Annotated in this window: 24 protein-coding genes; 13 read left to right on the plus strand and 11 right to left on the minus strand. The window is 56.9% G+C overall.

The window, feature by feature from the left end; all coding sequences use genetic code 11:
• Window positions 1–13: 13 nt before the first annotated feature.
• The 3 genes from hslU to NOR97_RS15340 all read left to right on the plus strand — a co-directional run bounded on the left by hslU (window position 14) and on the right by NOR97_RS15340 (window position 3,737).
• Window positions 14–1,321, plus strand: coding sequence for an ATP-dependent protease ATPase subunit HslU (gene hslU, locus NOR97_RS15330; RefSeq protein WP_257599679.1), 1,308 nt, complete (start codon window positions 14–16; stop codon window positions 1,319–1,321).
• A gap of 68 nt (window positions 1,322–1,389) precedes the next feature.
• Window positions 1,390–2,520, plus strand: a complete 1,131-nt coding sequence (locus NOR97_RS15335; protein WP_306977778.1) for an alpha/beta hydrolase — start codon at window positions 1,390–1,392, stop codon at window positions 2,518–2,520.
• Complete coding sequence (locus NOR97_RS15340) at window positions 2,517–3,737, plus strand: MFS transporter (protein WP_257599680.1); 1,221 nt, start codon at window positions 2,517–2,519, stop codon at window positions 3,735–3,737. Before NOR97_RS15335 ends, NOR97_RS15340 begins: the two co-directional genes overlap by 4 nt.
• Here the strand turns inward: NOR97_RS15340 and NOR97_RS15345 are convergent.
• Genes NOR97_RS15345 through NOR97_RS15355 form a run of 3 tightly spaced genes read right to left on the minus strand, consistent with a single transcriptional unit; the run spans window position 3,734 to window position 6,017 of the window.
• Window positions 3,734–4,321, minus strand: coding sequence for a Smr/MutS family protein (locus NOR97_RS15345; RefSeq protein WP_170345865.1), 588 nt, complete (start codon window positions 4,319–4,321; stop codon window positions 3,734–3,736). The two genes, NOR97_RS15340 and NOR97_RS15345, sit on opposite strands and share 4 nt — an antisense overlap.
• Window positions 4,321–5,361 carry a murein transglycosylase A gene (locus tag NOR97_RS15350; RefSeq protein WP_257599681.1) on the minus strand — a complete coding sequence of 347 codons (1,041 nt, stop codon included), beginning with the start codon at window positions 5,359–5,361 and terminating at the stop codon, window positions 4,321–4,323. Before NOR97_RS15350 ends, NOR97_RS15345 begins: the two co-directional genes overlap by 1 nt.
• The gene (locus NOR97_RS15355) at window positions 5,358–6,017 is read right to left on the minus strand and encodes a Tim44/TimA family putative adaptor protein (protein ID WP_170345861.1); all 660 of its coding nucleotides are present in this window, start codon (window positions 6,015–6,017) and stop codon (window positions 5,358–5,360) included. Before NOR97_RS15355 ends, NOR97_RS15350 begins: the two co-directional genes overlap by 4 nt.
• A 108-nt stretch (window positions 6,018–6,125) precedes the next feature.
• On the opposite strand from NOR97_RS15355, the gene NOR97_RS15360 reads away from it, so the two are divergent.
• Both NOR97_RS15360 and secB read left to right on the plus strand, forming a co-directional pair.
• On the plus strand, window positions 6,126–6,626 hold the full coding sequence (locus NOR97_RS15360) for an FxsA family protein (RefSeq protein WP_257599682.1): 501 nt from the start codon (window positions 6,126–6,128) through the stop codon (window positions 6,624–6,626).
• Between the two features lie 54 nt (window positions 6,627–6,680).
• Window positions 6,681–7,181 carry a protein-export chaperone SecB gene (gene secB, locus NOR97_RS15365; protein WP_171230153.1) on the plus strand — a complete coding sequence of 167 codons (501 nt, stop codon included), beginning with the start codon at window positions 6,681–6,683 and terminating at the stop codon, window positions 7,179–7,181.
• A 24-nt stretch (window positions 7,182–7,205) separates the two neighbouring features.
• On the opposite strand, the gene dnaQ is transcribed toward secB, so the two are convergent.
• From dnaQ to NOR97_RS15385, 4 genes are read right to left on the minus strand one after another with little or no spacing between them, the layout of a single operon-like run.
• The gene (dnaQ, locus tag NOR97_RS15370) at window positions 7,206–7,928 is read right to left on the minus strand and encodes a DNA polymerase III subunit epsilon (protein WP_170345857.1); all 723 of its coding nucleotides are present in this window, start codon (window positions 7,926–7,928) and stop codon (window positions 7,206–7,208) included.
• Complete coding sequence (gene coaE / locus NOR97_RS15375; RefSeq protein ID WP_257599683.1) at window positions 7,921–8,514, minus strand: dephospho-CoA kinase; 594 nt, start codon at window positions 8,512–8,514, stop codon at window positions 7,921–7,923. Before coaE ends, dnaQ begins: the two co-directional genes overlap by 8 nt.
• On the minus strand, window positions 8,511–9,344 hold the full coding sequence (locus NOR97_RS15380; protein WP_171330670.1) for a shikimate dehydrogenase: 834 nt from the start codon (window positions 9,342–9,344) through the stop codon (window positions 8,511–8,513). The genes coaE and NOR97_RS15380 overlap by 4 nt, the downstream gene beginning before the upstream one ends.
• The gene (locus NOR97_RS15385) at window positions 9,341–9,940 is read right to left on the minus strand and encodes a nucleoside triphosphate pyrophosphatase (protein WP_257599684.1); all 600 of its coding nucleotides are present in this window, start codon (window positions 9,938–9,940) and stop codon (window positions 9,341–9,343) included. The genes NOR97_RS15380 and NOR97_RS15385 overlap by 4 nt, the downstream gene beginning before the upstream one ends.
• A gap of 404 nt (window positions 9,941–10,344) precedes the next feature.
• On the opposite strand from NOR97_RS15385, the gene NOR97_RS15390 reads away from it, so the two are divergent.
• The 7 genes from NOR97_RS15390 (at window position 10,345) to NOR97_RS15420 (ending at window position 17,717) form a co-directional block, all read left to right on the plus strand.
• On the plus strand, window positions 10,345–10,794 hold the full coding sequence (locus tag NOR97_RS15390; RefSeq protein WP_257599685.1) for a CopD family protein: 450 nt from the start codon (window positions 10,345–10,347) through the stop codon (window positions 10,792–10,794).
• 122 nt (window positions 10,795–10,916) lie between these two features.
• Window positions 10,917–12,188, plus strand: a complete 1,272-nt coding sequence (gene rho / locus NOR97_RS15395) for a transcription termination factor Rho (protein WP_170345848.1) — start codon at window positions 10,917–10,919, stop codon at window positions 12,186–12,188.
• Between the two features lie 31 nt (window positions 12,189–12,219).
• Window positions 12,220–13,506 (plus strand): tRNA uridine-5-carboxymethylaminomethyl(34) synthesis GTPase MnmE, encoded by a 1,287-nt coding sequence (mnmE, locus tag NOR97_RS15400; protein WP_257599686.1) that lies wholly within the window; start codon window positions 12,220–12,222, stop codon window positions 13,504–13,506.
• Between the two features lie 12 nt (window positions 13,507–13,518).
• Window positions 13,519–15,387 carry a tRNA uridine-5-carboxymethylaminomethyl(34) synthesis enzyme MnmG gene (mnmG, locus tag NOR97_RS15405; RefSeq protein ID WP_257599687.1) on the plus strand — a complete coding sequence of 623 codons (1,869 nt, stop codon included), beginning with the start codon at window positions 13,519–13,521 and terminating at the stop codon, window positions 15,385–15,387.
• A complete protein-coding gene (rsmG, locus tag NOR97_RS15410) occupies window positions 15,387–16,004 on the plus strand; it encodes a 16S rRNA (guanine(527)-N(7))-methyltransferase RsmG (RefSeq protein ID WP_257600886.1) in 618 nt (205 codons plus the stop codon). Before mnmG ends, rsmG begins: the two co-directional genes overlap by 1 nt.
• Window positions 15,997–16,800 (plus strand): ParA family protein, encoded by an 804-nt coding sequence (locus NOR97_RS15415; protein WP_306977794.1) that lies wholly within the window; start codon window positions 15,997–15,999, stop codon window positions 16,798–16,800. The genes rsmG and NOR97_RS15415 overlap by 8 nt, the downstream gene beginning before the upstream one ends.
• Window positions 16,801–16,820: 20 nt before the next feature.
• Window positions 16,821–17,717, plus strand: coding sequence for a ParB/RepB/Spo0J family partition protein (locus NOR97_RS15420; RefSeq protein ID WP_257599689.1), 897 nt, complete (start codon window positions 16,821–16,823; stop codon window positions 17,715–17,717).
• On the opposite strand, the gene NOR97_RS15425 is transcribed toward NOR97_RS15420, so the two are convergent.
• The 4 genes from NOR97_RS15425 to rph are packed head-to-tail and all read right to left on the minus strand — an operon-like array spanning window position 17,707 to window position 20,531.
• Complete coding sequence (locus NOR97_RS15425; protein WP_170345838.1) at window positions 17,707–18,060, minus strand: YbaN family protein; 354 nt, start codon at window positions 18,058–18,060, stop codon at window positions 17,707–17,709. The genes NOR97_RS15420 and NOR97_RS15425 overlap by 11 nt on opposite strands.
• 2 nt (window positions 18,061–18,062) lie before the next feature.
• Window positions 18,063–19,217: a radical SAM family heme chaperone HemW gene (gene hemW / locus NOR97_RS15430; RefSeq protein WP_257599690.1), complete on the minus strand. Its 1,155-nt coding sequence runs from the start codon at window positions 19,215–19,217 to the stop codon at window positions 18,063–18,065.
• Window positions 19,207–19,821, minus strand: a complete 615-nt coding sequence (gene rdgB, locus NOR97_RS15435; protein ID WP_257599691.1) for an RdgB/HAM1 family non-canonical purine NTP pyrophosphatase — start codon at window positions 19,819–19,821, stop codon at window positions 19,207–19,209. Before rdgB ends, hemW begins: the two co-directional genes overlap by 11 nt.
• The gene (rph, locus tag NOR97_RS15440) at window positions 19,818–20,531 is read right to left on the minus strand and encodes a ribonuclease PH (RefSeq protein WP_152459605.1); all 714 of its coding nucleotides are present in this window, start codon (window positions 20,529–20,531) and stop codon (window positions 19,818–19,820) included. The genes rdgB and rph overlap by 4 nt, the downstream gene beginning before the upstream one ends.
• Window positions 20,532–20,643: 112 nt before the next feature.
• Here rph and hrcA point away from each other — a divergent pair, with 112 nt between their 5' ends.
• On the plus strand, window positions 20,644–21,708 hold the full coding sequence (gene hrcA, locus NOR97_RS15445; RefSeq protein ID WP_152459604.1) for a heat-inducible transcriptional repressor HrcA: 1,065 nt from the start codon (window positions 20,644–20,646) through the stop codon (window positions 21,706–21,708).
• Window positions 21,709–21,717: the final 9 nt, after the last annotated feature.

Consider the following 21,717-nt stretch of genomic DNA (forward strand, 5'->3'; position numbering starts at 1 on the left):
AAAGGACCGCCCTTTGACCGACCTGACCCCGCGCGAGATCGTCTCGGAACTGGATCGCTTCATCATCGGGCAGAAGGATGCCAAGCGTGCCGTGGCCGTGGCCCTGCGCAATCGCTGGCGCCGCAAGCAATTGCCGGACGACATCCGGGAAGAGGTCTATCCCAAGAACATCCTGATGATCGGACCCACCGGTGTCGGCAAGACCGAAATCAGCCGCCGTCTGGCGAAACTGGCCCGCGCGCCGTTTATCAAGGTCGAGGCCACCAAGTTCACCGAGGTTGGATATGTCGGTCGCGATGTGGAACAGATCGTGCGCGATCTGGCAGACGCGGCCATCCTGCAAACCCGCGAATTCATGCGCGAAGACGTCAAGGCCAAGGCGCATCAGGCCGCCGAAGACCGCGTGATCGAAGCCATTGCTGGCGCGGATGCGCGCGAAGGCACGCGCGAGATGTTCCGCAAAAAGCTGAAAGCCGGTGAATTGGACGACACGGTGATCGAGCTGGAACTGTCCGACACCTCGAACCCGATGCCGATGTTTGACATTCCGGGGCAGCCGGGCGGTCAGATGGGCATGATGAATCTGGGCGACATTTTCGGCAAGGCCTTTGGCGGACGCACCGTCAAGAAACGCCTGACCGTCGCCGAAAGCTATGATTTGCTGATCGGGGAAGAAGCCGACAAGCTGCTGGATGACGAAACCGTCACCCGCACCGCGCTGGAATCCGTCGAACAGAACGGCATCGTATTTCTGGATGAGATCGACAAGGTCTGCGCCCGTTCCGATGCACGCGGCGGCGATGTCAGCCGGGAAGGGGTGCAACGCGACCTTCTGCCCTTGATCGAGGGAACCACAGTCAGCACCAAGCACGGTCCGGTCAAAACGGACCATATCCTGTTCATCGCCTCGGGTGCGTTTCACATCGCCAAACCGTCGGATCTGTTGCCGGAATTGCAGGGGCGCCTGCCGATCCGTGTCGAACTGCGCGCTCTGACCGAAGAAGACTTCGTGCGCATCCTGACCGAAACCGACAATGCCCTGACATTGCAATACACGGCGTTGATGGGCACCGAGGACGTGACCGTCAGCTTTACCGAGGACGGCATCGCGGCATTGGCGAAGATCGCGGCTGACGTGAATCAGAGCATCGAAAACATCGGCGCGCGGCGGCTCTATACGGTCATGGAACGGGTTTTCGAAGAACTGTCCTTCGCTGCACCGGACAAGGCCGGTACGAAAATCACCGTTGACGCACAATTCGTCAGTGACAATCTTGGAGAATTGACCAAGTCCTCTGATCTCAGCCGTTACGTTCTGTAACACGGCCAGCCGTTTTTTGCCGTTGTTCTCGACTTGCCATGCTGGACGTTAGGCAAGAATAGGATAGCGTGTCCACAATTCACCCAGAGGGTTGGCCCGTGCTGCGCTATTTCATCATTCTGCTCGTATCTCTTTCGCTGGGCGCCTGTGTTGACCGGACGGTGTCCGAGGTCGTGCCAAGTGCCATGAATGTCGGCACACCCGAAACCATCTTCGCAAGCACGACCCGCGCGCGTGAGGCTGACGGATCTTATGGATTCCGACGCGGTGAAACGCTCAAGTTTCTGGAAACGACTGTTTCGATTCCACCGACGCATACGCCGGGTACGCTCCGCTTCTCCTACGCGAATCCGAATCCACAGAAAGAGTTCGTTCTGGCTGATGTGACCGAGTTGGATGGACCGCAGGGGCTGCGCAAGCACCTGCGAGGACAGGATGACGTCACGATCTTCGTGCACGGCTACAATTCGACCCAGACCGAAACGATCTTCCGCGCGGCGCAGCTGACACATGACATCGGCCTCCCTGGATCAACGCTGGTGTATTCGTGGCCAAGCCGTGCGACGGGATATGGATACGCCTATGATCTGGACAGTATGCTGTTCGCCCGCGACGGGTTGGAACAGACCATCCGCGAGTTGAAAGCCATGGGTGTCAAACGCGTTATTCTGGTCGCGCATTCCATGGGCGGTGCGTTGGCGATGGAAATGATGCGACAAACCGAACTGCAAGAACCCGGCTGGGCCAACCGAAACATCGATGGGGTCGTGCTAATCTCGCCCGATCTGGATCTCGATCTGTTTCGCTCGCAGATGAAACGTATCGACAACCCACCCGATCCGTTCATCGTAATGGTGTCCCAAAAGGACAAGATACTGAACATCTCGGGCCGCTTGCGTGGCACTGATGAGGGCCAGCGATTGGGGAACATCAGTTCGATCGACTCGCTCAAGGAATTTCCGATCAGTGTGATCGACACGACCGCTTTCAACAGCGACGCGGCATCCTCTCATTTCGTTGCCGCGACCTCCCCGGCTTTGTTGTCGATCCTCAACTCGTTGCGGCGTGTCAACAATACCTTCGGGCGGGAAGACCGACCGGCCATCGATATTCTGGTGCCACCTACCGAACGCAATCCAGATGGTGCTACTGAAATTGTTCTGACGGAAACCGGGCAGGCACAGGTCAGCTCTCCGTGACGCGGTTCAAGCTGCGTCAGTATCTTCTGGACAATGCCACCTGGCTTGGCGCCGGCGTTCTTCTGACGTTTTTGTCCAGCTTCGGGCAGACCTTCTTCATCTCGATCTTTGCCGGTGAGATCCGCGCGGAATTCGGTCTCGGCCACGGTGCATGGGGTGGGCTGTACACATTGGGCACAACCCTGTCGGCCATCGTGATGATCTGGGCCGGAGGGCTAACGGACATCTTTCGCGTCCGGGTGCTGGGTCCGGTGGTTCTGACCGGGTTGACCCTGGCCGCCCTTGCCATGGCGCTGAATACCTGGCTGCTACTGTTGCCGGTGGTGATTTTTCTGCTGCGCCTTCTCGGTCAGGGGATGAGCACGCATCTGGCCGCGGTCGCCATGGCGCGGTGGTTCACGGTCACGCGGGGCAAGGCGCTTTCCATTGCATCCATCGGCTATGCCATCGGTGAGGCCTTGCTGCCCCTGATCTTTGTTGCGGCCATGGTTTACATGGACTGGCGTTGGCTGTGGGTCGTCGCGGCGGGGATGACCGCCTTGGGAATTCCCGTGTTGATGCGACTGTTGCGCGAGGAACGAACACCGCAAAGCCTTGCCAGCAAATCCTCTGCCATTGGGATGCAGGGTCGCCATTGGAGCCGTCGCGACGCGCTGTTTGACCCCTTGTTCTGGTTCATGGTGCCCGCCGTGCTTGCGCCATCGGCATTCATTACCGCGTTTTTCTTCCATCAGGTCTATTTCGCTGAGGTCAAAGGCTGGCAGCATATTCAACTGGTCGCTTTGTTCCCGATCTTTACCGGAGTATCGCTGCTGTCGATGTTTGCTGCGGGCTGGGCATTGGACAAATGGGGCACTGCGCGCATCATGCCATACTATCAACTTCCGATGGCGGTTGGGTTCATGGTTTTGGGCATGACTGAATCAATCAGCGGCGCGACGGTTGGGTTGGTGTTTCTTGGCCTGACGGTCGGAGCAAACAGCACTTTGCCCAGCGCGTTCTGGGCAGAATTCTATGGGACCCGGCATATCGGCGCCATAAAGGCGTTGGCTGCGGCTGTCATGGTACTGGGGTCAGCCATCGGCCCCGGTCTGACCGGCGTTCTGATTGACCTTGGTTTCTCGCTGAGCATTCAGTTTTTCTGGATAGGCCTGTTTTTCGTGCTGGTATGCGCCTTGGTTTGGGTCGGTATTTCCCGCGCCCGCCGCGACCTTTAGCGCGCGCGCCTGAGATATACGTAATACGCCCCGTCTCCGCCGTGGCTTATATGAGCCGGCGTGACCTGCAACACCGCCTGCGCCAGCGGTGGGATCGACAACCAGTGAGGAACCTGATTTCGCAGAACACCGCGCGGCGTCGGAATCGGACCGGGCTCGTCCCGATCCTTGCCTTTGCCGGTCACGACCAAAACCAGACGCTTTCCCTGTGCCTGCGCGCTCAGGATAAATCGGATCAGCGCCGGATGGGCCGAAGCGACCCGCATACCGTGCAGATCCAGCTTGCCTTCGGGTTTCAGCTTGCCGCGCTTCATCCGGCCAAAGGCCTTGTTGTCCATCTGAACCGGTGCATTGCGCAGCGCATCCGTCACCGAAGGTTTCAGATCATTCGGTTTCGGTTTCGACTGAAAGGTCTGTCCAAGTTCGAATGCCTGAAAACGCGGTTTCGGGGTTTTCTTGGGCTTGGGTTTCGGCAAAGAGGTCGGATGGACCGTCTGCGGGATTTCCGGGTGCAGCCTCTCGGCCTGTTTGGCGACCTTGCGCCACAGCTCGATCTCTTCGTTTGTCAGTTTGCGCCGGGTCATCAGAATTCATCCGGCAGCAGGGCATAGGCACGCTGGATGGGCAGCAACAGCACCATCCGGCCCGGATCCTTCAGTTTGCCCGCGGCCTGACCGGCTTCGTCCCCCGTTCCGAAAAAGATATCAGCCCGTTGCGCGCCTTTGATGGCCGCACCTGTATCCTGCGCGATCATCAGGCGGCGGATCGATTCCTTGCCGTCCTTTTCCACCCAAACCGGCGCACCCAGCGGGGTATAGGCCGGATCGACCGCGATGCTGCGCATGGTCGTTATGGATCGGTTCATGGCACCCAGCGGTCCAAGCTCGGGCGCGACACGCGAAACTTCGCGGAAAAACACGTATGAGGGGTTGTGGAGCAGCAATTCCGCACCGGCCTCGGGGTTCTTGCGCACCCAGGCGCGGATCATCTGCGCGCTGACCTCATGCGCGCCAAGAACACCGCGCCGCACCAGTTCCACGCCAATTGACCTGTAGGGATGCCCGTTCGCACCACCATACCCGACGCGCAAAGCCCCCCCATCCGGCAATCGAACACGACCCGAACCCTGGATTTGCAAGAAAAACAACTCTACGGGGTCATCGACCCAGGCAATCTCAAGCCCGCGGCCCTGCATGACATCACTGGTCAGGATTTCTCGCCGGCTCAGCCAGGCCCCCTCAGCGCGGGCCTCGGGCGGCATTTTGTAGATGGGGTACCTGAAACGATCCGTCCGGGTACGCGCACCATCAAGTTCGGGTTCGAAATACCCCGTGAACAGGGCATCCTCACCATCCTCGACCAGAACAGGGCGAAAAAAGAGCTCAAAGAACGACCGTGCCGCTTCGGCATCGTAGGTTCTTGCCACACCGCACAGGGCCCGCCAATCGGGATCTTTCAGATCACCGCAGGTGTTCAGAAAAACCGAAAGGGCTGCACCGTGGTCATCCTCGGCCCAGCCATGCAGATCATCGAACGACAGAATGGATCGCGTTGCCTCGGCTCCGGCAGCGCTGGCAGCGGTCATTGCACCCACCAGTAAAAGCGACCGGAGCGTGGCAATCATGCGTCCGTGGCAACAAGCAGCCAGTTCGGATCGTCCTTGCCCATCACACGGGCAAAGGTCCAGCTGTCCTTTTGGCGTTTCACGGTATTGGGGCTGCCTTCGACGATATCGCCACCGCGATCCCGCACGACCGATGTCAGTTCACCCACGAATTTCATGGTGATTTCGGCCTGATTGGTATCCTTGTCGAACTTCACATCCGTCAGGGTCGTCTCTCGGACACCGATAAACTCGGCCTCGATCGTCAGGCCCTGATCTTCTCGTGCGGCGACGCCCGCAACGAAGGATTCAAAAACTTCTTCCGACAGGAACGGTTGGATCTCGTCCAGGTTTCCCTTTTCATACCCCATCAGGATCATTTCATAGGCACCGCGCGCACCCTGAACAAACTCGGTGACGGAAAAACTGGGTTCAACCCGTTTCATCGCCGCCAGCGTCTGTGCCAGCTCGCTGTCTTCCGGGACATGGTCTGTGATGTCATGATCCGGGCCGCCTTCGATCACTTCGAAATCGCGGCGCGACTTATGCGCTTCGGGCTGCTGCTGCACAGGCGGTTTTTCAAAACCTTCACGCGTGCCCAACACGCTCTTGAGGCGCAGGATCAGGAAAACGGCAATTCCGGCCAGGACCAGCAACTGGATCATGGGTTCGTTCATTTCATCCTCTTTTCAGAACCGCGGCTTTGTATACGCGGCCTCATGCCACTATGTAGGTGACCGTAGGTGGCAAGTCCACAGCCCGGCCTAAGGGAAAGGATAACGCAAATGTATCTGTTCTTGGCATTTTTGTTGGTGCCCATCATCGAGATTGCGCTGTTTATTCAGGTTGGCGGGTTGATCGGCTTGTGGCCAACCCTTGCCATCGTAGTACTGACGGCGGTTTTGGGCACTGTTTTGGTGCGGACACAAGGTCGCATGGCGTTGGGAAACCTGCAACGGTCGTTTGCCGAACTGGCCGACCCGACCGAGCCGCTGGCGCATGGTGCGATGATCCTGTTGTCGGGTGCTTTGTTGCTTACACCGGGATTTTTCACTGATGCCATTGGATTTGCGTTGCTTGTTCCGGGCGTACGGGTTGCGGTTTTCAGGTACCTCAGATCGAAAGTCACCGTTACCCAGTTTCAGATGGGTCAGGGCCCCGGTTTTCGGTCACGGGAAAATCCGTTCGATCAGGGTGACATCATAGACGGCGACTTTACCGAGGTCCGCCCGAAAAATGATCCGTCAAAGCCGTCTAAATGGGTGGAAGGCCCCCACCGGCATTGAGGTGCCGCGCCCAACTTGATAAGCAGTGGCGAATTTCATTTTTGGAGTAGATCCATGGCCGAAGAAAAAGCTGCAGAAAACACTGCGGCCAAAGCCGCCCCGCAAGTTCAGATGCGTGTTCTGGGGCAGTTCATCCGCGACATGTCCTTTGAAAACGTGATGGCCCAGAAGGGTGTTTCCGGTGACGTACAGCCCGAAATAGCGGTTCAGGTGAATCTGGACGCCAAGAAACGCCCGACAGACCACCAGTTCGAAGTGTCGATCAAGCTGAACCTGACATCCAAAGCCAAAGGTTTGGAAGACGTTCTGTTCCTGTGTGAGCTGGACTATTGCGGCCTGTTCCATGTGGAAGGTGTGCCGGAAGACCAGCTGCACCCGTTCCTGATGATCGAATGCCCGCGAATGCTGTTCCCGTTCCTGCGCCGCATCGTCAGCGACATCACCCGTGACGGCGGTTTCCCACCGGTGAATCTGGACAATATCGATTTCGTCGCCCTGTATCGCAACGAATTGATGCGTCGTCAGGCCGAACAGTCCCAGAAGACAGACGCCTGAGGTTTTGGCCCGTACCTGACGGGTTCAGGGGCGGGTCCACAGGGCATTGTCGCCCAGTTTTTCGATGAACGCGTCATGTGCCGCGCGTTCATCCTCGGTAATACGAGACGGCAGCGGCGTGGCTCGTGGTGCCGGTCGCCAATCATCGCCGCCGCCTGCCACGGATGATGCAGATGTCGACAGTCCAAAATCGGGCTGTCGTCCTCCGATCAGCTCAAGATAAACCTCGGCCAGAATTTCAGAGTCGAGCAACGCGCCGTGCAGAACACGGTTCGAGTTGTCGATATTGAAGCGACGGCAAAGCGCATCCAGTGAAGCCGGAGAGCCGGGGAACCGTTTGCGCGCAATCGCCAGCGTATCCAGCGCCTGTTCCATCGGGATGAGCGGGGCACCCATCCATTTCAGTTCGGCATTCAGGAACTTCATGTCGAAAGATGCATTGTGGATCACCAGCCGCGCATCGCCGACGAATTCGCGAAAAGCGTGTCCGATCTTGGCAAAAACCGGTTTGTCTTTCAGCGTCACTTCGCCTTTTTCCGGCGGACGCGGGTTTTCCAACAGGTCCGGGCCGATGCCATGCACGCCAAATGCCTCTTCCGGCATCGAACGTTCAGGGTTGATGTAAACGTGATACGTCTCACCCGTTGCGACGTGGTTCCACAGTTCAACCGCGCCGATTTCCACGATCCGATCGCCGCTTTCGGGATCGAAACCCGTGGTTTCGGTGTCGAGTACAATTTCACGCATCTGCCATCCCCGCCCGTATCTGCCTGACCACATCCTGCACCTGCGCGCGGGCGTGGTCCAGAGAGTCGGTCACGATGACGTAATCCGACCGCGCGCATTTTTCTTCATTCGGCATCTGCTTGGCGCGGATTTGCTCAAACTGCGCCTCGGTCATTGTGCCCCGTTCCATGACACGCCGCTTTTGCTCGTCGGCCGGGATCGAAACACACGCCACCGCGTCCATCGCCGCGTCACCGCCCGTTTCAAACAAAAGCGGAATATCGAACACCAGGATGTCGTGTGTCGCGGTTTCACGAAATGCTGCGCGGTCAGCAGCGACCAGAGGGTGAACGATGGCTTCGATGGCCTTCAGCGCAGCGGGATCGGCGGCAATAATCTGTTTCAGTGCCTCCCGGTTGACCGCACCGTCCTGTATGGCCGCCGGAAACAGTCGTTCCATGGGGCCAACGGCCGCGCCCCCCCTGGAATACAGGCGATGCACCGCCGCATCCGCATCCCACAGGGCACAGCCTTCTTCGACGAACATCTGCGCCGTTGTGCTTTTCCCCATGCCGATGGAACCGGTCAGGCCTAGCGCGAAACTCATGCCAAGGCCGCCGCACGCGCATCAGCATCAACTTCGGGGCGCACACCGAACCAGCGTTCGAAACCGGGTACCGCCTGGTGCAACAACATGCCCAGCCCATCGACTGCGGTGCATCCTGCCTGTTCTGCGGTTTGCAACAGGCGGGTTTTCAAAGGCGCATAAACCAGATCCGTTACCACGGCACCGGGCTGCAACCCATCGAGTGGAACCCGCAATTCCGGTTGACCCTGCATGCCCAACGAGGTGGTGTTCACCACGAGCTCTGCGTTTTCGATGACATTTCCGGCCTGAACCCAATCCACCACGCGGATACGTTGGCCGAATTCCTCTTTCAGATGATCCGCACGGGCGCGGGTTCGGTTGGTCAGCAGGATTTCCGGGACACCCGCGTCAGACAATGCCTGCAACACGGCGCGCGCGGCCCCTCCGGCCCCGAAGACAACAGCCGGCCCGTCCTTTGCATTCCAGTCCGGTGCACCGGTGCGAAGATTCTCCATGAACCCGTACCCGTCAGTGTTATCCGCGTGGATCGAGCCATCTTCACGAAAGACCAGAGTGTTCGCAGCACCTATCACCGTCGCACGGTCAGACGCATGATCCGCGATCTTCAAGGCGGCTTCCTTGTGGGGAACGGTCACATTGGCGCCGACAAAACCCGCCTTGGGCAGGGTGCGCAGCACGGCTTCCAGATCGGCGGGTGCCACATCCATCGGGATGTAATGACCGGCAAGACCGTATGTCTTCAGCCAATGACCATGCAGTTTGGGGGATCGTGAGTGACCAATGGGATGTCCAATCACACCGGCCAAAGGAACCCGATAGTCCGTCATTGATCGATTACCCCTTTGACAGCCAGAAAGTTGAGCAGCTCCAACAGGGGCATACCCAAAACGTTAAAATAGTCGCCGTCAATGGTGGCGAACAGGCGGACACCTTCTTCCTCCAGCTTGTAGGCTCCGACGGCATGCCGGATACTGTCCCAGTTTCGCGCCACATAGTCTTTCAGATAGGCGTCGGAACTGGCCCGCATCCGCAACCGCACCTGCCCTACATGCCGCCAGATCGGCTCTCCATTCTGATAGATCACGGCCGCGGACAAAAGCATGTGCCGCTTGCCTCGCATGGCTTTCAGCTGGGCCAACGCCTGTTCGGGGGTTTCCGGCTTTGATATCAGCTGACCGTCAAAGTCCAGAACCTGATCACATCCCAGAACCATGGATCCGGGGTTTTTGTCGCTGACCTTCCGTGCCTTCATTTCTGCGAGTGTATCGGCAATGTCCCGTGGAGATGCGTTTTCAGCCAGCAGGGCGCGTTTGGCCGTCTCTTCATCCACGCGCGCGGTTTGAACCACAAACGGTACGCCTGCATTTTCAAGCAGCTGCGCGCGAATGGCGGACCCGGAAGCAAGAAGAATGGGGACAGACATGTGGAAAACCCCGTGCGCAAATCATTGAGAGTTCAGGGATGCTTTGTATGGGTTTCCGGTTGACACGCAACCCCGTGGATTTCGCGACAAAGATCCCCGAGTCGCTCAAATCCCATCCCGTCCGGACAAGGATAAGTCAGTTTCTCTGGAAAACCTCGATATCCCGAATTCTCCTACCAGTTATCCCCAAGTGAAACAAGGAAGGATGAGAATAAACCATTGATTTTAAATGTTTAAAATATCCACCAACAGAATCACCTAAAGAATTCCGTGATCTGTCCACCTGGGGAAAACGCTTGTGTAAAAAAGTAATCCACGGATTTTGCTCACCCTACAAAACCATCATCCTTTTTCTTTTCTTATTTTTTTATTAGGGAGGGTTCCGAACAACGCCCGGAGCCGAAATGACCGATCTTCTTTTCACACTGTATCCGTGGGTGAAGTCACTTCATATCATGGCGGTGATTTCCTGGATGGCAGGCCTGTTCTATCTGCCCAGGCTGTTTGTCTATCACGTTGAGAAAGCTCAGGCCGTCGATGGCGCACAGGAAATTTTCTTTGAAATGGAAGAAAAGCTGCTGCGTGTGATCATGGGCCCGGCGATGATCGTAGCGTGGGTCTGTGGTTTGATCATGGTGTTTACGCCGGGCATCGTGGGGTGGGAATGGAGCTGGCCCTGGGTCAAGGGCGCCGCCGTGATCGGCATGACATGGTTTCATCACTGGTTGATGGCGCGACGCAAGGATATCCTGGAAGGGCGAAACAAGCTCACTGGACGGCAGTTTCGCATGATGAACGAGGTCCCGACCGTTTTGATGGTTGCCATCGTTCTGGCGGTCGTTCTGAAGTTCTGAGGGCCTGTTTGACTCCGAACCGCACTGCGCTTATGTAGGGATCAACACGCCCGTCCGGGCGGCGTATCTTCCATACTGAAATTCCACTTCGTGCCGCGCTGTGAGCGGTGAAGGTATATATCATGACAACCGAATCCCTGAATCTTGCTGATCTGAAAGCCAAAAGCCCCAAAGACCTTCTGGCGATGGCCGAAGAACTGGAGATCGAAAACGCCTCGACCATGCGCAAGGGCGAGATGATGTTCCAGATTCTGCGTGAACGCGCGGATGAGGGCTGGACCGTCGGTGGCGATGGCGTGCTTGAAGTGCTTCAGGACGGTTTCGGTTTCCTGCGCTCGCCCGAGGCGAACTATCTGCCCGGCCCGGATGACATCTATGTCTCACCCGAGATGATCCGCCAGCACTCATTGCGGACAGGGGATACCGTCGAAGGCGAGATCAAGGCTCCGGATGAGAATGAGCGCTATTTCGCGCTGACGAAGGTGACCAAGATCAACTTCGAAGATCCGGAAAAGGCCAAGCACAAGATCCTGTTCGACAACCTGACGCCGCTCTACCCGGATGAGCGGCTGAAGATGGAGATCGAGGATCCGACCATCAAGGACAAGTCCGCCCGCGTGATCGACCTGGTCGCGCCGATCGGCAAGGGCCAGCGGTCGTTGATCGTGGCGCCGCCGCGCACCGGTAAGACGGTGATCCTGCAAAACATCGCGCATTCGATTGAACGCAACCATCCGGAATGCTACCTGATCGTGCTGCTGATCGACGAACGCCCCGAAGAGGTGACGGACATGCAGCGGTCTGTGAAGGGCGAGGTGGTGTCTTCGACCTTTGATGAACCGGCGTCGCGTCACGTTGCCGTGTCGGAAATGGTGATCGAAAAAGCCAAGCGTTTGGTCGAACATAAACGAGATGTTGTTATTCTTCTCGACTCGATCACAAGACTTGGTAGGGCCTTTAACACCGTGGTCCCATCCTCGGGCAAGGTTCTGACCGGTGGTGTGGACGCAAACGCCCTGCAACGGCCCAAGCGGTTCTTTGGTGCGGCGCGGAACATCGAGGAAGGCGGATCGCTGACCATCATCGCAACCGCACTGATTGATACCGGCAGCCGGATGGACGAAGTCATCTTTGAAGAATTCAAAGGTACGGGTAACTCGGAAATCGTTCTGGATCGCAAGATCGCAGACAAGCGTGTGTTCCCGGCCATCGACATCCTCAAATCCGGCACCCGAAAAGAGGACCTGCTGGTCGACAAGGGCGACCTGGCCAAGACCTTCGTTCTGCGGCGTATCCTCAACCCGATGGGCACGACCGACGCAATCGAGTTCTTGCTGTCCAAGTTGAAGCAGACAAAGACAAACAGCGAATTCTTCGATTCCATGAACACCTGATACTGGTCTTTAACTCTAGCGAGGCCTTCGAATGGATACGATATTCGCCTTGGCCAGCGCGCAGGGCAAAGCCGGGGTGGCGGTCATCCGCCTCTCGGGTCCGGACTCCCATTCAGCAGCGGCGCGCCTGACGGGTGGTGCGCTGCCAAAGCGTGGCATGGTCCTGCGCACTCTGACCGATCATGGCGGAGCACGTTTGGACGACGGATTGATCTTGACCTTCCAGGCCCCGGCTAGCTTTACCGGTGAGGACGTGGCCGAGCTTCAGATTCATGGAAGCACCGCCTCTGTCAACGCCGTGCTGCGCTGCCTGTCGGATACGGAAGGATTGCGCATCGCTGAACCGGGTGAGTTCACACGCCGGGCACTGGAAAACGGCAAGATGGACCTGACTCAGGTTGAAGGCCTGGCCGATCTAATTGATGCAGAAACGGAAGCACAACGTAAGCAGGCGCAGACCATTCTGGCGGGCGAGCTGGGCACATTGGCCGAACGGTGGCGCCGGGATCTGATACGGGCTGCGTCCCTGTTGGAGGCTGTCATCGACTTTGCTGATGAAGAAGTTCCAACCGATGTGACGCCGGAAGTACGCGCGCTGATCCAAGGCGTCATGTCGGACCTTCATCGTGAAGCAGATGGCGTCAAGATTGCCGAGCGAATACGTACAGGGTTCGAGGTTGCGATCGTCGGCCTTCCAAATGCGGGAAAATCCACTCTTTTGAATGCATTGGCAGGCCGTGAGGCGGCCATCACTTCGGAATATGCCGGGACCACGCGTGATGTGATCGAAGTTCGCATGGATCTGGCTGGTCTACCGGTGACCTTGCTGGATACGGCGGGGTTGCGACAGACCGAAGATCATGTCGAAAACCTGGGCATCGAGCTTGCGCGCAGCAGAGCGGAGGCTGCCGATCTTCGCGTTTTCCTGTCTGAAACGCCGAAGGACCTGGGGGTGGAGATGCGGGAAGATGATATACATGTTTTGCCCAAAGCAGACCTTCGGGGGATCGAGGGGAAGAGTGTGTCAGGGAAAACAGGTCAGGGAATAGATGCGCTAGTAGACCAGATATCGTGCGTGCTGCGTAAGCGAACTACTACGCATGGTATTGCAACTCGGGAACGTCACCGCATTGCAATCACCAGAGCATTGGACTCACTTACAACTGCGATCTCGGTTCTGGAATCAGGCCCAGACCTGTATGATATTGCGGCAGAGGAGCTGAGAACCGCCATTCGCGCCCTTGAATCCCTGGTGGGCAGAATAGACGTGGAAACTCTGTTGGATGAAATCTTCTCCAGCTTCTGTTTGGGAAAATAAGGAGTGTTTCACGTGAAACATTCGAAGTTTGATGTCATCGTCATCGGCGCAGGTCACGCCGGAACCGAGGCTGCTCATGCATCAGCCAGAATGGGCGCGATAACTGCGCTGGTAACGCTGTCTGCAGCCGACATTGGCGTCATGTCCTGCAATCCGGCGATTGGTGGTTTGGGGAAAGGCCATCTTGTGCGTGAGATTGACGCTTTGGATGGCGTCATGGGGCGCGTGGCGGATCAGGCGGGCATTCAGTTTCGTTTGTTGAACCGTCGAAAAGGGCCCGCCGTTCAGGGGCCGAGAGCGCAGGCGGATCGCGCCCTTTATCGTCATGCCATGCAACAGGTAACGGAGAAACAGGATAACCTGTCCGTCGTTGTCGGAGAGGTTGTCGATTTCCTGATGAACGGCGAAAAGGTTGCAGGTGTTGTTCTTTCCGATGGATCAGAAATTTCAGCGCGCGCCGTTATCCTGACGTCTGGTACGTTTCTAAGGGGCGTCATCCATATCGGTGACGTGTCTCGCCCAGGTGGGAGAATGGGGGATCGGCCTTCCATCAAGCTGGCCGAGCGGTTGGATGGATACGATCTTCCCATGGGGCGATTGAAAACCGGCACACCGCCGCGTCTGGATGGACGAAGCATTGATTGGTCCGATCTTGAAAGGCAGGACGGCGACGATGAGCCAACCCTGTTTTCTTTCATGTCGAAAACCGTTGCCGCGCCCCAGATTTCTTGCGGAATTACGCATACAAATGCGCGAACACATGAGATCATTGCGGCGAATCTTTCGAAATCTGCCATGTATGGTGGTCACATCGATGGGGTAGGCCCGCGTTATTGCCCCTCGATCGAAGACAAGATCGTACGCTTCGCGGACAAGGAATCGCATCAAATCTTCCTCGAGCCCGAAGGGGTCAACGATCACACGATCTATCCGAACGGTATATCGACGTCATTGCCGCAAGACGTTCAGCTGGACTATGTGCGATCGATTAAGGGTCTGGAGAATGCAGAGATTCTGCAACCGGGATATGCGATCGAATACGACTATGTTGATCCGCGCGTCCTGAGCGCTTCTTTGTCCTTGCCAGCTGTTCCCGGACTATATCTAGCGGGCCAGATAAATGGAACCACAGGATATGAGGAAGCCGCGGCTCAGGGCATGGTGGCCGGCCTCAATGCGGCGTTGGAGACCCAAGGGCGGGAACCCATCCATTTTACGCGATCCGACAGTTATATTGGCGTGATGATCGATGATTTGACAACTCGAGGAGTTGCCGAACCTTACCGCATGTTCACGTCGCGCGCGGAATTCCGGCTATCCCTGCGCGCCGACAATGCCGACCAGCGGCTGACACCGCTTGGTTTGGAATTGGGGTGTGTCGGACAGGAGCGTAAAGTTCAGTTCGAAGAAAAAATGCACCAACTTGAGAGTGTGAAGTCAAAGCTGACGGAACGGACTTATACGCCCAAGGAAGTTCTTGCCGCTGGAATAAACGTTAATCAGGATGGAAACCGTAGGGATGGGATGGCAATTCTGGCATTCCCCGATACTTCGTTTGAAGATTTGTTGCCCCTTGTTCCTGATTTACAAGACGTTGATCCAAAAATCCGCCTCCAGATCGAGCGGGACGCCTTGTATGCCAATTACATTGCCAGACAAAAGCGGGACGTCGAAGCAATGAAACGGGATGAGTCCTATGTCATCCCCCATGAGTTCGACTATTTTGCTTTGGACGGTCTGTCTTCGGAGATGAAACAGAAACTGTCGCAAGCCAAACCCGCAAATATCGCTCAGGCAAGCCGTGTTGAGGGGGTCACGCCCGCAGCGCTGACGCTTGTTCTGGCAAAACTGCGCCGGGATCAAAGAGCTCGCCAAGCATGATGGTTGATTATTCGAAGTTTGAGGACCTGAATGTTTCACGTGAAACATTCGAGCGCCTTGTAACCTATGTTGATCTGGTGAAACGTTGGAATCCTAAGATCAACCTTGTGTCGCGGAACAGCTTAGAGAATATCTGGGACCGGCATATTCTGGATTCCGTGCAAGTCTATCGGTGCGCTGACAGTTTTGACACCTGGGCGGACCTGGGAAGTGGCGGCGGATTCCCCGGTATGGTCTGCGCCATCATCGCTGCGGAAGAAAACCCAGGCGCCGCATTCAATATGATCGAGAGCGACCAGCGGAAATCGGCTTTCTTACGCAGCGTTGCGCGGGAATGCGGCATAAAATGCGCGGTGACTTCAAAACGGATTGAATCGGTTGATCCTTTGGCTGCTAGCATAGTTTCCGCCCGAGCACTGGCTGACTTGCGCACCTTGTTGTCCTTTTGTGACAGGCATTTACGCACCGACGGGACAGCGTTGTTGCCCAAAGGCGCAAATTGGAAAAAAGAGCTGGAAGACGCACGTGAGGAATGGAATTTCCAGGCTGAGGCGATTACAAGTTTAACTGAACCTCAAGCCGTTATCCTTAAGATAAATGGAGTATCACGTGGTTGATTTGTCTCGACCTTCAGGGCCTCGGATAATTGCTGTTGCCAATCAGAAGGGTGGGGTCGGGAAAACAACCACAGCTATCAATCTTGCTGCTGGATTGGCAGAGGCCGGTTGCAGAGTTCTGGTGGTTGATCTCGATCCACAGGGGAACGCGTCAACCGGTTTGGGTGTCGAAGATCGAGACTGGACAACTTATGATCTGATCCTCGACGACGCGCCACTGGAGGCCGTGGTTCAGGAGACTGAAATTGAAGGTCTTTTCGTTGTCCCGGCCACCGTTGATCTGAGTTCCGCCGATATCGAACTGATCTCAAACGAAAAACGCAGCTATCTTTTGCATGATGCTTTGCGGCAGACAGCCATAGACGCGTTTGAACTGGATTTTGTGCTTATCGACTGCCCGCCGTCCTTAAATTTGCTGACCGTGAATGCAATGGTCGCTTCGCATTCGGTGCTTGTGCCGTTGCAGAGCGAGTTCTTTGCCCTTGAAGGCCTGTCGCAATTGATGTTGACGATTCGAGAGGTTCGTCAAACGGCGAATCCAGATCTGAGAATCGAAGGTGTTGTGTTGACCATGTATGACAACCGCAACAACTTGTCCCGCCAGGTTGAAAAGGACGCGCGTGACAATCTGGGTGAGATGGTTTTTAAAACCAAGATACCCAGAAATGTGCGGGTCAGCGAAGCGCCGTCATATGCGCTGCCTGTTTTGCAATATGACTCGGGCTCGCTTGGGGCCATGGCCTATCGGCATCTTGCTCGCGAGATCATGCACAAGAACAATAAGACCGCTGCCTGAGCGGGAACGAGGAGGGCGACATGAGCGCCAAGAAAGCAAAGTCCAGAGGTTTGGGGCGGGGCCTGTCTGCCCTAATGGCGGATGTGAATCCTGAATCGGAAGGTCGGATTCCAACGGATGCACGCAGACCTGATCTGAAAGTCCCGATTGAAAAACTGAAAGCCAACCCCAACCAGCCGCGCCGGACATTCATGCCCGAGCAGTTGGACGAGCTGGCAGCGTCAGTTAAGGAAAAAGGCATCATTCAGCCGTTGATCGTTCGCGCGACGGGCTCCGACGAATACGAAATCGTCGCGGGGGAACGCCGTTGGCGCGCGGCGCAGATGGCGCAGCTGCATGATATCCCGGTGATTGTACGTGATTTCGATGATACGGAAGTGTTGGAAGTTGCGATTATCGAAAACATCCAACGCGCGGATCTGAACGCGGTGGAAGAGGCCGCCGGTTACAAGCAGTTGATGGACCGGTTTGGTCACACACAGGAAAAGCTCGCCGAGGCCCTGGGTAAAAGCCGAAGCCATATCGCAAATCTTTTGCGGCTTCTGTCCTTGCCGTTTGATGTGCAAACCCTTGTTATTGAAGGAAAATTATCCGCAGGCCACGCAAGGGCACTGATTACGGCGGAAAATCCTTCGGAACTTGCGAAACAGATCGTCAAGGATGGCTTGTCGGTGCGCGCGACCGAGGCTTTGGTCAAAAAACAGCAACAAGGCGGCGCTGAGCGTTCCGCACCTCGCGCCAGAAATCTGGATGCTGGAAAGGATGCAGACACACGTGCGTTGGAAAAAGACCTGTCCGCGATCCTGGCGATGAAAGTGTCGATCAATCACAAGGCCGGAACGGAAACAGGGCAAGTTGTTCTGACCTACGAAAACCTGGATCAGTTGGACGACTTGTGCGCCAAGCTCAGCCGTTAGGCCGTGACCAGATAAAGATCATGACGCCGCCCAGCACAACCGCCTGAATGATCAACACAAAAGGCGGTGCTGACAGCAAAACAGAGAGTCCGAAAACGGCGGCGATCGAGACGGTTGCCGCCCTTTTTGCGACCGGTCGAATGGCACCGGAACTTTGCCAATCAAGAATCAATGGCCCAAAAAGGTTATGGGTCACAAGCCAATTGTGCAGCCGCGAGGATGAGCGGGCGAAGAAAAACGCGGCAAGCAGAAGAAAAGGCACCGTTGGAAGAAGGGGCAGGACAACCCCAACAGCCGCCATGGCAACACAAAGCAATCCCAGTCCGGCCCAAAGATACTGCATGCTCAGTCCAACAGCTCCCGGATGACTGCGTTCAATACGGCGCGCCCGTCTGATGTGGCGATGAGACGCCCGTTGCAACGCCGAACCATGTTGATGTCGGTCAGGTGATCTATGGCCTCAGAGGGAAGAGGGCGGCCAGAGAGGGTTTGCCATCTATCTATATCTAGACCCTCAGTAATTCTCATACCCATCATAAGGTATTCATTTGCCTGATCTTCAAGTGGCAACGCGCTGCGGTTCTTTTCACCATTGCCTTGATTGGCGGCATCAAGCCAACGCTGGGGGTTCAGATGCGTTTCGGTCGCGTATTTCTGACCATTCAGGGTAATCCTCCCATGGGCACCGGGGCCGATGCCGACATAATCGCCGTACCGCCAGTATATCAGGTTGTGCTGTGATTCTGCGCCCGGGCGTGCATGGTTCGAAACCTCATAGGCCGGCAAGCCATGTGCTTCGCATATTTCCTGAGTGACCAGATACATGTCGGCGGCACTGTCATCTTCGGGCAGGCCGCGTAACTTACCTAGGGCATACCGATCCCCAAAGGCCGTCCCGTCTTCGATCGTCAATTGATAGAGCGACAGGTGATCTATGGCCATCGACAGCGCTTCGGTCAGTTCCTTTTGCCAGGCGTCCAGCGTCTGGTGTTGGCGCGCATAGATCAGGTCAAAGCTGACCCGGTTGAAACAGGTGCGGGCGATGTCAAAGGCGGCGCGTGCTTCTGCCACGGTGTGGATGCGGCCCAGTCGCCTGAGATCTTCGTCATTCATCGCCTGAATGCCCATCGAAACCCGGTTCACGCCCGCATCGCGATAGGCGGCGAACCGTCCGGCCTCGACCGAACCGGGATTGGCCTCGAGGGTGACTTCCATGTCATTGGCGGGCCGCCACAGGGCGCGGGCGGTGTCGATCACGGCGGCCACGGTCTCGGGCGCCATCAATGACGGGGTGCCGCCGCCAAAGAAGATCGTGTTCAGAACCCGGTCGGGAGTTTCGGCAGCAGATCGGTGAAGCTCGGATAGATAGGAGTCAAGCCATTGTTTTTGATCAATATTTTTGGAAACATGGCTGTTGAAGTCGCAATAGGGGCACTTGGCCTCGCAAAAGGGCCAATGCACGTACAGGCCAAAGCCCCCGTTGCGCCAATCATCCGCCAAAGCAGCCTTTCACGAACATTTCCACCGCGCGACCGCGATGGCTGATCTTGTTCTTTTCCCAGCGATCCATTTCGGCAAAGGTAATGTCATATCCTTCGGGGACAAACATCGGGTCATAGCCGAACCCGTCCTTGCCACGAATCGGCCAGACCAGATGACCGGGCGCGACGCCTTCGAACACTTCGTCGTGCCCGTCGGGCCAGGCCAGAACCAGTGTGCAGCGGAATTGGGCCGTGCGCGGATGCGGCGCGTTTTTTGCTTCGAGCTCATCATGGGCGCGGGTCATGGCCATCAGAAAATCGCGCCCGTTGCCGGTTTCTGCCCAATCGGCGGTGTAAACACCCGGTGCGCCGTTCAGCGCATCGATCGTGATCCCGGAATCGTCCGACAAAGCGGGCAGGCCGGTGGCTTTGGCGGCCGCATGGGCCTTGATCCGCGCATTGCCGACAAAGGTGTCCTCGGTCTCTTCGGGTTCCGGCAGGTTCAATTCGCCGGCACCGACAACTGTCACGCCGAAGGGCTCGAGCAGATGCGCCATCTCCTCGAGCTTGCCTTTGTTGTGCGTGGCCACCAGCAGCCGATCGCCGTCGAACTTGCGGGTCATGCGGTGGCGGCCTTTTGCGCGGTCGCCAGTTCGGACACGCCTTTTTCCGCCAGATCCATCAGTTGATCCATTTGGGCGCGGCTGAAGACCGAGCCTTCGGCGCTCATCTGTACTTCGATCAGTTTGCCGGATCCGGTCATGATGAAGTTGCCATCTACGCCTGCTTCGCTGTCTTCGGGGTAATCAAGGTCCAGCACCGGCTGACCTGCATAAATACCACAGGACACGGCCGCGACCGGATCAACCAGCGGGTCCGAGATCACATCGCCGGCCTTCATCAACTTGTTCACCGCCAGCCGCAGCGCGACCCAGCCGCCGGTGATCGAGGCGCAGCGGGTGCCGCCATCGGCCTGGATCACATCACAGTCCACGGTGATCTGACGCTCACCCAGAGCAACCCGATCAACGCCGGCGCGCAGGGCGCGGCCGATCAGGCGCTGGATTTCGACCGTACGGCCCCCCTGTTTGCCCGCGGCCGCCTCGCGCCGCATCCGCGTATTGGTGGCGCGGGGCAACATGCCGTATTCGGCTGTGACCCATCCCAGGCCCGAGCCTTTGATAAACGGCGGCACGCGATCTTCGATCGTGGCGGTGCACAAAACATGCGTGTCGCCCATTTTGATCAGGCAGGAACCTTCGGCATGTTTCGTGACTCCCGTCTCGATTGAAACGGCGCGCATTTCACTTAAATCTCTTCCAGAGGGTCGCATCGGAATTCCTTTGTTTGCTGGGTTGGGGATAACGCCCCGCAGCGTTACGATGCAACCCCGATTGACCTTTCATTTGCCTGCTATTTAATGACAAGCGAGCAGGGGAACACGGATGAGCGAAGCGAGCAAGATACTGGACGAGATGAACGACCGGTCACGAGAAGTGTTCCGGCTGATTGTCGAGAGCTATCTGGAAAGCGGAGAGCCCGTCGGCAGCCGTACTTTGACACGTACGTTGTCCGAAAAAGTCAGCGCCGCAACTGTCCGCAATGTGATGCAGGATCTGGAGTTTCTGGGCCTTCTGGACAGCCCCCATGTCAGCGCCGGTCGAATCCCGACGCAGCAAGGTCTGAGAATGTTTGTGGACGGATTGCTTGAGGTCGGCGACCTGGGTGCAGATGACCGGCAGAAACTGGAACAGACATTAGGCTCTAACACGGGTGATGTTGGTGGAATGCTGGACCGTGTCGGGTCTGCCTTGTCAAACGTGACACAAGGGGCCTCGCTGGTTTTGACGCCCAAGCATGAATCGGAAATCAAACATATCGAATTTGTTTCTCTGGGCCATGACCGGGCTTTGGTGGTTTTGGTTTTCTCGGACGGACATGTGGAAAACCGGCTGTTCACGCCGCCGCCCGGGCAAACTCCCAGTTCAATGCGCGAGGCCGCGAATTTCCTGAACGCACTTATCGAGGGGCGGACACTCAGCGAAGTGCGGCGGCAGATGCAGACTCAGATCGATGCGCGTAAGCAGGAAATCGACACTCTGGCGCGTGAGATGGTCGAAAGCGGAATGGCCGTTTGGGACGGAGATGGAAGCGACTCGGCCCGTTTGATCGTGCGCGGGCGCGCGAATCTTTTGAACGAACCCGGTCAGGCCGAGGAACTTGACCGCATCCGCACCCTGTTCGATGACCTTGAACGCAAGCGAGACATCGCCGAATTCCTTGAATTGACCGAAGAAGGCGAGGGTGTGCGCATTTTTATCGGGTCTGAGAACAAACTTTTCTCACTTTCGGGTTCCTCTTTGGTGGTGTCTCCTTATATGAACGCTGATCGAAAGATAATCGGTGCGGTTGGGGTTATCGGACCCACCCGTCTGAATTATGGGCGGATCGTACCGATCGTGGATTATACGGCGCAACTGGTCGGCAAGCTGATATCCGACCGGAGCTAGAGGGTAAAA

This window comes from Ruegeria sp. YS9 (assembly GCF_024628725.1).
Classification (GTDB): Bacteria; Pseudomonadota; Alphaproteobacteria; order Rhodobacterales; family Rhodobacteraceae; genus Ruegeria; species Ruegeria atlantica_C.

Excerpts from the sequence above, each read along its gene's own strand:
- NOR97_RS15345 (WP_170345865.1), bottom strand. The coding sequence starts at position 4,321 with ATGACCCGGCGCAAACTGACAAACGAAGAGATCGAGCTGTGGCGCAAG.
- NOR97_RS15350 (WP_257599681.1), bottom strand. The coding sequence starts at position 5,361 with ATGATTGCCACGCTCCGGTCGCTTTTACTGGTGGGTGCAATGACCGCT.
- NOR97_RS15355 (WP_170345861.1), bottom strand. The coding sequence starts at position 6,017 with ATGAACGAACCCATGATCCAGTTGCTGGTCCTGGCCGGAATTGCCGTT.
- NOR97_RS15360 (WP_257599682.1), top strand. The coding sequence starts at position 6,126 with ATGTATCTGTTCTTGGCATTTTTGTTGGTGCCCATCATCGAGATTGCG.
- secB (WP_171230153.1), top strand. The coding sequence starts at position 6,681 with ATGGCCGAAGAAAAAGCTGCAGAAAACACTGCGGCCAAAGCCGCCCCG.
- dnaQ (WP_170345857.1), bottom strand. The coding sequence starts at position 7,928 with ATGCGTGAAATTGTACTCGACACCGAAACCACGGGTTTCGATCCCGAA.
- coaE (WP_257599683.1), bottom strand. The coding sequence starts at position 8,514 with ATGAGTTTCGCGCTAGGCCTGACCGGTTCCATCGGCATGGGGAAAAGC.
- NOR97_RS15380 (WP_171330670.1), bottom strand. The coding sequence starts at position 9,344 with ATGACGGACTATCGGGTTCCTTTGGCCGGTGTGATTGGACATCCCATT.
- NOR97_RS15385 (WP_257599684.1), bottom strand. The coding sequence starts at position 9,940 with ATGTCTGTCCCCATTCTTCTTGCTTCCGGGTCCGCCATTCGCGCGCAG.
- NOR97_RS15390 (WP_257599685.1), top strand. The coding sequence starts at position 10,345 with ATGACCGATCTTCTTTTCACACTGTATCCGTGGGTGAAGTCACTTCAT.
- rho (WP_170345848.1), top strand. The coding sequence starts at position 10,917 with ATGACAACCGAATCCCTGAATCTTGCTGATCTGAAAGCCAAAAGCCCC.
- mnmE (WP_257599686.1), top strand. The coding sequence starts at position 12,220 with ATGGATACGATATTCGCCTTGGCCAGCGCGCAGGGCAAAGCCGGGGTG.
- rsmG (WP_257600886.1), top strand. The coding sequence starts at position 15,387 with ATGGTTGATTATTCGAAGTTTGAGGACCTGAATGTTTCACGTGAAACA.
- NOR97_RS15420 (WP_257599689.1), top strand. The coding sequence starts at position 16,821 with ATGAGCGCCAAGAAAGCAAAGTCCAGAGGTTTGGGGCGGGGCCTGTCT.
- NOR97_RS15425 (WP_170345838.1), bottom strand. The coding sequence starts at position 18,060 with ATGCAGTATCTTTGGGCCGGACTGGGATTGCTTTGTGTTGCCATGGCG.
- rdgB (WP_257599691.1), bottom strand. The coding sequence starts at position 19,821 with ATGACCCGCAAGTTCGACGGCGATCGGCTGCTGGTGGCCACGCACAAC.
- rph (WP_152459605.1), bottom strand. The coding sequence starts at position 20,531 with ATGCGACCCTCTGGAAGAGATTTAAGTGAAATGCGCGCCGTTTCAATC.
- hrcA (WP_152459604.1), top strand. The coding sequence starts at position 20,644 with ATGAGCGAAGCGAGCAAGATACTGGACGAGATGAACGACCGGTCACGA.